The following is a 10693-nucleotide window of genomic DNA, read 5'->3' on the forward strand; positions in this document are numbered from 1 at the left end:
GCTGCGCCGGGCCTCCTCCTTTATTTCGCTACGCAGGGCACCCAGCGTCCGCGAGCCGCAGACACGGTCGAGTGCCAACAGACGAGTGCCAACGAGGTCGTCGGTGATCGGGTGTCCGGCGCAGCGACATAAAGGCGGAGGAGTGGAGCGCGTCAGCGATCCGCTCCGGGGGACAGTCGCGGAGCCGGACACCCGAGCGCCGATGACCGGAGTCGCCGGAGAATGCGAACCGCCCATGACCGAACCCGCCGGAGAAGAACGCCCAGCAGTCCGAGGAAGCTTCAGCCCGAGAGCCCTTTCCAGAGCATGTACGCCGCCAGCAGATAGAGGATGCCCGCGAACACCCGCTTGAGCGAGGCGATGGGCAACGCGTGCGCCGCCCGCACGCCCAGCGGCGCCATCAGCACGCTTGCGCAGGCGATGACCACCAGCGCCGGCACGTAGATGTAGCCCACCGAGTTGGCCGGCAGGTTGGCCACGCCCTGGCCCGACACCACGTAGCCCGCCGCGTTGGCGAGCGCGATGGGAAAGCCCAGCGCCGCGCTCGTGGCCACCGCGTTGTGGATCGGCACGTTGCACCAGGTCATGAAGGGCACCGACACGAAGCCGCCGCCCGCGCCCACCAGGCCCGACAGGAAGCCGATGGCCCCGCCCGCGCCGAGCTGCCCCGCCGTGCCCGGCATGGTGCGCGTGGGCTTGGGCTTCTTGTCCAGCAGCATCTGCGTGGCGGAGAAGCCCACGAACAGCGCGAAGAACAGCGCCAGCCACGAGCCCTTGAGCAGCGCGAACACGCCCATGCTCGCCACCACGGCGCCCAGCACGATGCCCGGCGCCAGGCGCTTGACGATGTCCCAGCGCACCGCGCCGCGCTTGTGGTGCGCGCGCACGCTGGAGATGCTGGTGAAGATGATGGTCGCCATCGAGGTGGCGATGGCCATCTTGACGGACAGGTCGGGCGCCACGCCGCGGCCGTTGAGGATGAGGGTGATGAAAGGGACCATCAGCATTCCGCCGCCGATGCCCAGAAGGCCCGCGAGGAATCCAGTCCCCACGCCGAGCAGCGCGAGCTCGGCGATCAGCAGGGGTTCAAGTGGCATGAAAAGGTGTCTGCAAGTGGGCGCCGGGTCGTGTGCCTGAACCGGGGTTCAGGTGGGCGAGGGCAACGCGGCTTCGGGTTCGTCTGACGCGAGACGCTCGCACCAGCCGCGCAATGTACCAAGCCCGGGCTCAATGAGCATTGGTTCAAGGACATGAGAACCCGGCACGCACTGCAGACGGGGTTGATTCTAGAAGCCTCGCGAAAGCCCTGCGGACCATCGGTCGGTGCGCTGGTGCATGCTGATGGGCGGCACGCGGTCACGCGGTTTTCATCAGAGCAGGCGGCCGTCCTTGTCCAGGGTCTGGTCGAGCCGCCGCATGAGGTCCTCGACGCGCGAGAGCGTCTGCGGATCGATCGGGTCCTGGTCGAAACTGCCGCCGGCTTCGGCGAAGGCGCTGCCTTCCGCCTGCGCGAAGGACGAAGCCTGGAACTGCTGGGCCTCGGCCTCGCGCTCGGCTTCCTTGCGCTCCAGTTGCGATAGCTCGAACGCCAGGTTGAGCGAGGCCAGCACGGCGATGCGGTCGCGGGCCTTGACCTTGCCCGCGTCGCGGATGCGGCACATGGCGGTGTCCACGCGCTCCACGGCGTCGAGCAGTGCGGCTTCGCCGCCGTCGGGGCAGGACAGCAGGTAGCTCTGTCCCATGATCTGTACTTCGATCTGCTTGTAGCCGGGCCGGTTCATGTGCGCTCCTTGCGTTCGTCGGCGCCCGCGCCGGGCAGCCGCTCGAGCAGCGCGTCGATGCGCGCGCGCGCCGCCATGAGGCGCGACTTGAGCTGGTCGCGCTCGGCCTGCAGCGCATGCACCTGCTCGACGAGCAGGGCGTTGGTGCGCTGGAGCTCTTCGTGGCGCAGCAAAAGCCGCTCCACCTTGTCGGTGATCTGGTCGATGGGCGTGGGCGCGGCCATGGTCTTTGCGTGGCGAAGGGCGTTGGGCATTGTAGGCGTCGCGAAAGGCTTTGCTTAGAATCGCCGGCGTTGGTGCTCGCGGCGTGGTTCACGCGCCGCGGTTAAACGGGAAGCAGGAGGGCGCGCTGCCAGCGGCGGCGAACCTAACCTGCGCTGCCCCCGCAACGGTAAGCAGACGAGATGGCCGGCGGCTTCAAGCCGCCGGATGCTCTGCCCCCCTCACACCGCCACTGGCCGGCGCCTTGCGCGCCGGCTGGGAAGGCGAGGGAGGTTGGTCTGTCAGCCCGGATACCGGCCAGCACGGTGGTGGTGCGTCGCAAGGCGCGCCGCCGTGACGCCCATGCACCGTCGGGGAAGGCGGTGAGGGCAGCCCTTCTGTTTCCACAACCATGCAATCCCGTGTTCCGTCCTGGCGCCAGGCCGCCCTGACGTTGTCCCTGTCCGCCGCTTTGCCGGCCTTCGCCCAGGGCACCGCTCCCGCGCTCTCCGAAACCGTCGTCACCGCCAACCGCACACCCACGCGGGTGGACAGCCTGGTGAGCGACGTCACCGTCATCGAACGCGCCGACATCGAGAAGATGGCCGGCCAGACCCTGACCGAGGTGCTGGTGCGCGCCGCTGGCGTGCAGATGGCCACCAACGGCGGCCGCGGCAAGAGCGGCAACATCTTCATCCGCGGCGCCGAGTCGCGCCACACCATCCTGCTGATCGATGGCGTGCGCTATGGCTCGGCCACGGCGGGCACGCCGGTGTGGACCGGCCTGCCGCTGGACGCCATCGAGCGCATCGAGGTGCTCAAGGGCCCGGGCTCCTCGCTCTACGGCAGCGACGGGGTCGGCGGCGTGGTGCAGATCTTCACGCGCAAGGGTCGCGAGGGCTTTCACCCCAGCGCCTTCGTCACGCTGGGCAGCGAGAGCTTCTCGCAGGTGGGCGCGGGCCTGAGCGGTGGCAGCGGCGGCGTGACGTACGCCATCGACGTCTCCACGCTCAACGACGGGGGCTTCTCCACCACCAACCCCAGGGTGCAGTTCGGCAACCACAACCCCGACCGCGACCCGCTGCGCCAGCGCTCACTCAACAGCTCCGTGGGCGTTGAACTCACGCGCGACTGGAAGCTCGACGCCGGCGTGCTGTATTCCGAGGGCACCAACCACTACGACGACGGCCCCGGCCGCGATACGCGCGACGATTTCCGCTCGCAGGTGCTGCGCGCGGGCCTCAGCGGCCAGGTGCTGTCCGGCTGGAAGACGCAGTTCCAGGTCTCGCAGAGCGAGGACTACGCCAGGTCCATCGTCGCGTCCTTCCTGCCCAGCCACTTCGGCACCCAGCAGAACCAGGTGCTGTGGCAGAACGACATCGACACACCCATCGGCGTGGTGCTGGCCGGCGTGGAGCGCCTGGAGCAGAAGGTGGACAGCGCCACGCGGTACGACGTGACCGAGCGCAGCATCAACTCCGCCTTCCTCGGCCTCAATGGCGAGGCCGGTTCGCACAGCTGGCAGCTCAACCTGCGCAACGACCGCAACTCGCAGTTCGGCGACAGCAGCACCGGCTTCGTGGGCTACGGCTACCGCCTCACGCCCTCGCTGCGCGCGCACGTGTCGCACGGCACCAGCTTCGTGGCGCCCTCGTTCAACCAGCTTTACTTCCCCGGCTTCGGCACGCCCACGCTGCAGCCGGAAGAGGGCCGCAACACCGACGTGGGCCTGAGCTGGACGCAGGCGGGCCACACCGTCAAGCTCGTGTACTTCGACAACAAGATCCGCGGCTTCATCCCCTCGGGTCCGCTGCCGGCCAACGTGCCGCGCGCGCGCATCGACGGCTGGACGCTGGGCTACGACGGCAGCGTGGGCGCCTGGACACTGCGCGCCTACCTGGAAACCATCGACCCCCGCAACGAGCTCAACAACCGCCTGCTGCCGCGCCGCAGCAAGACGCAGGCCTCGTTGGGCGCCGACTACGGCGTGGGCGCCTGGACGTTCGGTGGCACGCTGCTGCATGTGGGCGACCGCTTCGACGACGCCAACAACACCTTCAAGCTCGACGCCTACACCACGCTGGACCTGCACGCCGACTACGCGGTGTCGAAGAACTGGACCGTGCAGACCCAGTTGCGCAACATCACCGATGAGGACTACCAGACCGTGCGCGGCTACAACCAGCCGGGCCGGGGCGTTTTCGTGACGCTGCGCTGGGCGCCGAAGTAAATTCGCCGGATGACCGAGGACTTCTCCCGCGCGCCCCGTGGCCCGCAGCGCATCGTCTGCCTCACCGAGGAGACCACCGAGTGGCTCTACCTGCTGGGGCAGGAGGCGCGCATCGTGGGCATTTCGGGTTACACGGTGCGCCCGCGCCGCGCGCGCGAGGAGAAGCCCAAGGTCAGCGCCTTCCTGAGCGCGAAGATCGACAAGATCCTCGCGCTGGAGCCGGACTGCGTGTTCGGCTTCTCCGACCTGCAGGCCGACATCGCGTCGGCGCTGATCCGCGCGGGCGTGCAGGTCACCGTCTTCAACCAGCGCAGCGTGGCGCAGATCCTGGACATGCTCCATCAAGTGGCGGCAATGGTGGGTGAGGTCGAGCAAGGCCGGGCCTGGATCGCGCGCACGCAGGCGCGCTTGCACGAGATCGCCGAGGCGGGCCGCGCGCTGCCGCGCCGCCCGCGCGTGTACTTCGAGGAATGGGACGAGCCCTGCATCAGCGGCATCCGCTGGGTGTCGGAGCTGGTCGGCATCGCCGGTGGCGACGACTGTTTTCCCGAGCTGGCGGCCATGCCGCTGGGCAAGGACCGCATCATCGGCGAGCCCCTGCGCATCGTCGAGCGCGCGCCCGACATGGTGGTCGGCTCCTGGTGCGGCAAGAAGTTCCGGCCCGAGCGCGTGGCCGCGCGGCCCGGCTGGCAGGGCGTGCCGGCGGTGCGCGACGGTGAGCTGCACGAGATCAAGTCGGCCGACATCCTGCAGCCCGGCCCGGCCGCGCTCACCGATGGCGTGGAGCAACTGCACCGCCTCGTGATGGACTGGAGCGCACGCCATGGCTGAAGAACGCAACAGGCACGAGCCCATCGCCCGCAGCGAGTTCATCCTCGGCGGCCAGCGCAGCGGCAAGTCGCGCCGCGCGGAAGCGCTGGCGCGCCAGTGGCTCGACGCCGACGCCGCGCACCGCGCGGTGCTGGTCGCCACGGCCTTGCCCTGGGACGCGGAGATGCGCGAACGCATCGCCCGCCACCAGCGCGACCGCGCCGAGCGCGTGCCCGGCATGGCCACGGTCGAGGCGCCGTTGGCCTTGGCCGAGACCCTGGCGGAGCTCACGGCGCCGGACACCCTGGTGGTGGTGGACTGCCTCACCCTGTGGCTCACCAACCTGCTGATGCCCGCGCAGGGCGAGCCGGCCGATCCGCAGGCACCCACACAGCAACTGCTGCACGCCATCGAGACCGCGCGCGGTCCCGTGGTGCTGGTCGGCAACGAAATCGGGCTGGGCGTCATTCCCATGGGCCGCGAGACGCGCGCCTTCGTGGACGCGCTCGGCGGTTTGAACCAGGCCGTGGCGCGCGCCTGCGAGCGCGTCACCTTCATGGCCGCTGGCCTGCCACTCACCCTGAAAGCGCCGCGATGACGCGACTCATGTTCTCTTTGGTGCTGAGCCTGTGGCTCGCGCTCTCGGGCGCCGCGCAAGCCACCGAGATCCGCGTCACCGACGACCGCGGCGTCGCCGTGACCCTGCCGCGCTCGCCGCAGCGCATCGTCTCGCTGCTGCCCTCGCTCACCGAAACCGTGTGCGAGCTCGGCCAGTGCCACCGCCTGGTCGGCGTGGACCGCTACTCCAACCACCCCGCGTCCGTGCGCGCCTTGCCGCAGACCGGCGGCGGCGTCGACCCGAACATCGAGGCCGTCGTGGCGCTGCGGCCCGACGTGGTGCTGGCCGCCACGTCGTCGCGCGGCGTGCCGCGGCTGGAGTCCTTCGGCCTGAAGGTGCTGGCGCTGGAGCCGCGCACCACGCGCGACGCGCAGCGCGTGATGGGCGTGCTGGGCCAGGTGCTGGAAGTGCCCGACGCGCAGCGCATCTGGCGCGCCATCGACGCCGGCGTGTCGGCCGCGGCGCAGTCGCTGCCGCCCGCGGCGCGTTCGCTGCGCGTGTACTACGAGGTCAGCAACGGCGGCTACGCGGCGGGGCCTCAGTCCTTCATCGGCGAACTCATGGACCGACTGGGGGTGAAGAACATCGTCACTCCCGAGCTCGGCCCTTTCCCGCGCATCAACCCCGAGTACGTGGTGCGCGCCAACCCGGACCTGATCATGATCGGCCAGCGCAACGTCGCCGGCCTGGAGCAGCGCCCCGGCTGGCAGGGGATGCGCGCCCTGCGCGAGCGGCGCGTGTGCGTGTTCACCGCCGACGAGTCCGACGTGCTGGTGCGGCCCGGTCCGCGCATGGCGGAGGCGGCGCGCCTGATGGCGAAGTGCATCACCGACAAGGGATTGAAGTGAACGGCCGCGCGCACAGCCTGTGGCTCGGCGCGGCGCTGCTGCTCGCCGCACTGCTGGTGCTCGTGCTGGGCGCGGGTGTCGGCAGCACGGGCTTCGACCGCGTGCTCAACGCGCGCCACGACCCCGTGGCCTGGCAGATCCTGTGGGACATCCGCCTGCCGCGCACCCTGGGCGCCTGGCTCGCGGGCGCGCTGCTGGGGCTGGCGGGCGCGGTGGCGCAGGGCCTGTTCCGCAACCCGCTGGCCGACCCATACCTGCTGGGCAGCGCCTCGGGCGCGGCGCTGGGCGTGGCCGGCGCGCTGATGCTGTTCGGCGCCTCTACCCTGGCCACCCAATGGGTGGTGCGCCTGGGCCTCACCGGCGCGGCCTTCCTGGGCGCGGTGCTGGGCGTGGCGCTCACGCTGATGCTGGCCAAGGGCGTGCAGCAGACGCTGCGCCTGCTGCTGGCCGGCGTCATCGTGGGCGTGGTGCTGGGCGCCGCGCGCGACCTCATCACCATCGCCGAACCCGACACCCTGCAGGCCATGCAGGGCTTCATGCTGGGCAGCACCGGCTTCGTGGGCTGGGCCGCCTGCGGCGTGATGGCGGCCATGCTGCTGATCGCCGTGCTGGTGGCCGCTGCGCTGGGCCGCGTGCTCGACGGCCTGGCCCTGGGCGAAGCCACCGCGCGCAGCCTGGGACTGCCGCTGGGCGCCGTGCGCGCCGTGCTGGTGGGCGTGCTGGCCCTGGCCACCGGCGCGGCCGTGGCGCAGACCGGCCTCATCGCCTTCGTCGGCCTGGCCTCGCCACACCTGGTGCGCTCCATCGTCAAGACCACGCACGCGCGCCTGGTGGTGCTGGCGGCTTTCATGGGCGGGCTGCTGCTGATGGCGGCCGACGTGCTCGCGCGCTGGGTCGTCGCACCGCAGGAACTGCCCGTGGGCGTGCTCACGGCGGTGCTGGGCGGCAGCTACCTGCTGTGGCTGATGCACCGGCGCGGCGCACCGGGGGGCTTCAAGTGAGCCGGGCACTGCAAGCCAAGGGCATCGGTGTTTCGCTCGGCGGCGTCGAGGTGCTGCACGCCGTCGACCTCGACCTGCCCGCCGGGCGCTGGACCAGCGTGGTCGGCCCCAACGGCGCGGGCAAATCCACCCTGCTCAAGGCCCTGGCCGGTCTGCTGCCGCACAGCGGCCAGGCCGAGCTGCTGGGTCGGCCCTTTCCCGCCTGGCGCGGCCGCGAACGCGCGCGCGCCCTGGCCTGGCTGGGGCAGGGCGAAAGCGGCGCCGACGACCTGAGCGTGTGGGACGTGACCATGCTCGGCCGCCTGCCGCACCAGGCCTGGCTGGCACCGCCGTCCGATGCCGACCGCGCCGCCGTGGAGCAGGCCCTGCGCGCCACCCAGGCCTGGGACTGGCGCGAGCGCGCGCTCGGTGCGCTCTCCGGTGGCGAGCGCCAGCGCGTGCTGCTGGCGCGCCTGCTCGCGGTGAACGCCGACGTGCTGCTGATGGACGAACCCCTGGCCAACCTGGACCCGCCGCACCAGGCCGACTGGCTGCAACTGGTGCGCGAACTGGTGGGGCAGGGCAAGACCGTGGTCAGCGTGCTGCACGAGATCGGCGTGGCCCTGCACGCCGACCAGATGGTGATCGTGGCCGGTGGCCGCGTGCGCCACCAGGGCGCCTGCGACGCCGCCGACACGCACCGCGCGCTCGAAGCGGTGTTCGACCACCGCATCGCCATCCACCCGCTGGGTGAGCAGTGGGTCGCGCTGCCTCGTTGATACTTCCTCCCCGGAGCCTTTCATGCAGATCGAAACCCCACCCAGCGCCAAACCCTACGACAAGCCCGAGGGCGAACGCCGTGGCCTGCTCATCGTGAACACGGGCGACGGCAAGGGCAAGAGCACAGCCGCCTTCGGCCTGGCGCTGCGCGCCTTCGGCCGCACGCACGTGCACGGCAAGGGCGTGCGCATCTTCCAGTTCATGAAGGTGCCCAGCGCGCGCTTCGGCGAGCACCGCATGTTCGAACAACTCGGTCTGCCCATCGAAGGTTTGGGCGATGGCTTCAGCTGGAAAAGCCAGGACCTGGAGCATTCCGCCCAGCTCGCGCGCGACGGCTGGCAGCGCGCGCGCGAGGCCATCCTGAGCGGCGAGAACTTCATGGTGGTGCTCGACGAACTCACCTACCCGCTGATCTACGGCTGGCTGCCGCTGGAGGGGGTGGTGGAGACGCTCAAGGCCCGCCCCGCCCACGTGCACGTGGTCATCACGGGCCGCCGCTGCCCGCCCGAACTGATCGAGTTGGCCGACACCGTGACCGAGATGACCAAGGTCAAGCACGCGTTCAACGCCGGCGTGCCGGCGCAGCGCGGCATCGAGGACTGAGCCTCGCGATGCTCGGCGCGGCCCTGTCGCTGATCGTGGCTCTGGCGGTGGACCGCGCCTTCGGCGAGCCGCGTGCGCCCTGGCACCCCGTGGTGTGGATGGGGCGCGCGCTCGGCGCCATGGGACAGCGCATCGCGCCCGCGCGAAGCCAGGCCGAACCGCGTTTCGACGGCACGCGCTGGTCGCTGGGTGTGCTGGGCTGGAGCGTGGGCGCGCTCGTGGTGGTGGTGCTGGCCTGGGCCGCGCAGGCCGCGCTGTCGACACTGGGCCCGTGGTGGTACGCGCTGCTCGTGGGCTTCCTGCTCAAGCCGCTGATGTCGTGGCGGCTGCTGCGCGAGGAGGTGCTGGCGGTCGAGGCGGCGCTGTCGCAGTCGCTGGACCAGGGGCGCGAGCGGCTGTCGTGGCTGGTGAGCCGCGACACGCGCGCGCTCGACGCATCGGCCGTGCGCGAAAGCGCCATCGAGTCCCTGGCCGAGAACCTCAGCGATTCGGTGGTGGCGCCGCTGTTCTGGTTTCTGGTGGCCGGCCTGCCGGGTGCGGCGCTCTACCGCTGGGCCAACACGGCCGACGCGATGTGGGGCTACAACGGCCCACGCCGCGACGCGGACGGCACCGCGCGCGACTGGACCTGGGCCGGCCAGTGGGCCGCGCGCGTGGACGACGTGTTGTCCTGGGTGCCCGCGCGGCTGACGGCCGCCTTGCTGCTGTTCGCCGGGGGCCGGCTCGCGCCGCGCGCCCTCTGGCGCGAGGCGCGCCGCACGCCGTCGCCCAACGCCGGCTGGCCCATGGCCGCGCTGGCGCTCGCGCTGAACCTGCGGCTGCGCAAGCCGGGCGTGTACACGCTCAACGCGCAGGGCCGCGCGCCGGAGCCGGCCGACACCACGGCGGCCCTCGTGCTCGCGGGGCGCGCCCTGGTGGTGGGCCTGGTCCTGCTCGCGGCCGTGGTGCTCGCCGTGGAGGGCCTGCCGTGAACCCGGCGGCCCAGCACGGCGGCACCGACGCCCTCGGCCCGCCCGCGCACGACTTCTCCACCAACGCCAACGCCCTCGGCCCCTGTCCCTCGGCGCTGCTGGCCATCGCGCAGGCCGACGCCTCGCGCTACCCTGACCCCATGGGCACGCGCCTGAAGGCCGCGCTCGGCGCATTCCACGGCGTGGCGCCCGATCGCGTGCTGCTGCTGGCCAGCGCAAGCGAGGGCATCCAGCGCTTCTCTGCCTGGGCCGCGCGCTCGCCCGGTGCCGCGGTGTGGCTGCCACCGCACCACTACGGCGACCTCGCCCGCGCCGCCGATGCCTGGGGCCTGGCCCGCACGAGCGAGCCGGGCAGGGCGCGGCTGCTCTGGGCCTGCGAGCCCTCGGCGCCGCTGGGCCAGGCCGAGGCGGGCCTCGCCGAACGGGTGAGCCAACTGCGCCCCGAGCAGACCCTGGTGCTCGACCAGGCCTACGCGCCGCTGCGCCTGCGGGGCGAAGCCACGTTGAACGGCCCCGCGTTGGACCGCGTGTGGCGCCTGGTCTCCCCCAACAAGGCCCTCGGCCTCACGGGCGTGCGAGGCGCCTACGCCATTGCACCGCTGGCGGCGCGTCAGGCCATGGCGGAGCTGGATGCGCTGGCGCCCTCCTGGCCGCTGGGCGCGCACGCCGAGGCCATGCTGATGGCCTGGACGCAAGCCGCGACGCAGCAATGGTTGCAGGACAGCCTGAACACCCTGCGCGACTGGAAAGCCCAGCAGACCGCCCTGTGCGAATCCCTGGGCTGGACGGTGCTGCCCAGCGAGGCCAACTACCTCGTCGCCCGCCTGCCCGAGGCTGACGGCGTCGCGCGCCTGCCCACCCTGCGCCGCG

General features: G+C 71.6%; 12 protein-coding genes and 1 riboswitch. Of the genes, 9 read left to right on the forward strand and 3 right to left on the reverse strand.

The window, feature by feature from the left end; genetic code table 11:
* Window positions 1-281: 281 nt before the first annotated feature.
* The 3 genes from VLG41_RS05945 to VLG41_RS05955 all read right to left on the reverse strand — a co-directional run bounded on the left by VLG41_RS05945 (window position 282) and on the right by VLG41_RS05955 (window position 2005).
* Complete coding sequence (locus VLG41_RS05945; protein ID WP_325348470.1) at window positions 282-1097, reverse strand: sulfite exporter TauE/SafE family protein; 816 nt, start codon at window positions 1095-1097, stop codon at window positions 282-284.
* Between the two features lie 273 nt (window positions 1098-1370).
* The gene (locus VLG41_RS05950; RefSeq protein WP_291021805.1) at window positions 1371-1781 is read right to left on the reverse strand and encodes a cell division protein ZapA; all 411 of its coding nucleotides are present in this window, start codon (window positions 1779-1781) and stop codon (window positions 1371-1373) included.
* A complete protein-coding gene (locus VLG41_RS05955; protein ID WP_325348471.1) occupies window positions 1778-2005 on the reverse strand; it encodes a DUF904 domain-containing protein in 228 nt (75 codons plus the stop codon). Before VLG41_RS05955 ends, VLG41_RS05950 begins: the two co-directional genes overlap by 4 nt.
* Window positions 2006-2058: 53 nt before the next feature.
* A riboswitch (cobalamin riboswitch) is annotated at window positions 2059-2319 on the forward strand.
* A gap of 75 nt (window positions 2320-2394) precedes the next feature.
* Between VLG41_RS05955 and VLG41_RS05960 the strand changes: the two genes are divergently transcribed.
* From VLG41_RS05960 to VLG41_RS06000, 9 genes are all read left to right on the forward strand, one after another.
* Window positions 2395-4212, forward strand: a complete 1818-nt coding sequence (locus tag VLG41_RS05960; protein WP_325348472.1) for a TonB-dependent receptor domain-containing protein — start codon at window positions 2395-2397, stop codon at window positions 4210-4212.
* Window positions 4213-4221: 9 nt separating this feature from the next.
* The gene (locus VLG41_RS05965; protein ID WP_325348473.1) at window positions 4222-5043 is read left to right on the forward strand and encodes an ABC transporter substrate-binding protein; all 822 of its coding nucleotides are present in this window, start codon (window positions 4222-4224) and stop codon (window positions 5041-5043) included.
* Window positions 5036-5620, forward strand: a complete 585-nt coding sequence (gene cobU / locus VLG41_RS05970) for a bifunctional adenosylcobinamide kinase/adenosylcobinamide-phosphate guanylyltransferase (RefSeq protein ID WP_325348474.1) — start codon at window positions 5036-5038, stop codon at window positions 5618-5620. Before VLG41_RS05965 ends, cobU begins: the two co-directional genes overlap by 8 nt.
* Window positions 5617-6489 (forward strand): helical backbone metal receptor, encoded by an 873-nt coding sequence (locus VLG41_RS05975; RefSeq protein WP_325348475.1) that lies wholly within the window; start codon window positions 5617-5619, stop codon window positions 6487-6489. The genes cobU and VLG41_RS05975 overlap by 4 nt, the downstream gene beginning before the upstream one ends.
* Window positions 6486-7490: an iron ABC transporter permease gene (locus VLG41_RS05980; RefSeq protein ID WP_325348476.1), complete on the forward strand. Its 1005-nt coding sequence runs from the start codon at window positions 6486-6488 to the stop codon at window positions 7488-7490. Before VLG41_RS05975 ends, VLG41_RS05980 begins: the two co-directional genes overlap by 4 nt.
* On the forward strand, window positions 7487-8248 hold the full coding sequence (locus VLG41_RS05985; protein ID WP_325348477.1) for an ABC transporter ATP-binding protein: 762 nt from the start codon (window positions 7487-7489) through the stop codon (window positions 8246-8248). Before VLG41_RS05980 ends, VLG41_RS05985 begins: the two co-directional genes overlap by 4 nt.
* A 22-nt stretch (window positions 8249-8270) precedes the next feature.
* Complete coding sequence (gene cobO, locus VLG41_RS05990; protein ID WP_325348478.1) at window positions 8271-8852, forward strand: cob(I)yrinic acid a,c-diamide adenosyltransferase; 582 nt, start codon at window positions 8271-8273, stop codon at window positions 8850-8852.
* A gap of 8 nt (window positions 8853-8860) precedes the next feature.
* Window positions 8861-9823 (forward strand): adenosylcobinamide-phosphate synthase CbiB, encoded by a 963-nt coding sequence (cbiB, locus tag VLG41_RS05995; RefSeq protein WP_325348479.1) that lies wholly within the window; start codon window positions 8861-8863, stop codon window positions 9821-9823.
* Window positions 9820-10693, forward strand: an 874-nt coding sequence (locus VLG41_RS06000) for an aminotransferase class I/II-fold pyridoxal phosphate-dependent enzyme (RefSeq protein WP_325348480.1), incomplete at its 3' end; no start/stop codon positions are given. The genes cbiB and VLG41_RS06000, both read left to right, overlap by 4 nt.

The sequence above is a fragment of the Hydrogenophaga sp. genome, assembly GCF_035481345.1.
Lineage (GTDB): Bacteria > Pseudomonadota > Gammaproteobacteria > Burkholderiales > Burkholderiaceae_C > Hydrogenophaga.

What these genes read in the sequence shown, in the direction of transcription:
- VLG41_RS05965 (WP_325348473.1), top strand. Translation starts at nt 4,222, where the DNA reads ATGACCGAGGACTTCTCCCGCGCGCCCCGTGGCCCGCAGCGCATCGTC.
- cobU (WP_325348474.1), top strand. Translation starts at nt 5,036, where the DNA reads ATGGCTGAAGAACGCAACAGGCACGAGCCCATCGCCCGCAGCGAGTTC.
- cobO (WP_325348478.1), top strand. Translation starts at nt 8,271, where the DNA reads ATGCAGATCGAAACCCCACCCAGCGCCAAACCCTACGACAAGCCCGAG.
- VLG41_RS05975 (WP_325348475.1), top strand. Translation starts at nt 5,617, where the DNA reads ATGACGCGACTCATGTTCTCTTTGGTGCTGAGCCTGTGGCTCGCGCTC.
- VLG41_RS05955 (WP_325348471.1), bottom strand. Translation starts at nt 2,005, where the DNA reads ATGGCCGCGCCCACGCCCATCGACCAGATCACCGACAAGGTGGAGCGG.
- cbiB (WP_325348479.1), top strand. Translation starts at nt 8,861, where the DNA reads ATGCTCGGCGCGGCCCTGTCGCTGATCGTGGCTCTGGCGGTGGACCGC.
- VLG41_RS05960 (WP_325348472.1), top strand. Translation starts at nt 2,395, where the DNA reads ATGCAATCCCGTGTTCCGTCCTGGCGCCAGGCCGCCCTGACGTTGTCC.
- VLG41_RS05950 (WP_291021805.1), bottom strand. Translation starts at nt 1,781, where the DNA reads ATGAACCGGCCCGGCTACAAGCAGATCGAAGTACAGATCATGGGACAG.
- VLG41_RS05945 (WP_325348470.1), bottom strand. Translation starts at nt 1,097, where the DNA reads ATGCCACTTGAACCCCTGCTGATCGCCGAGCTCGCGCTGCTCGGCGTG.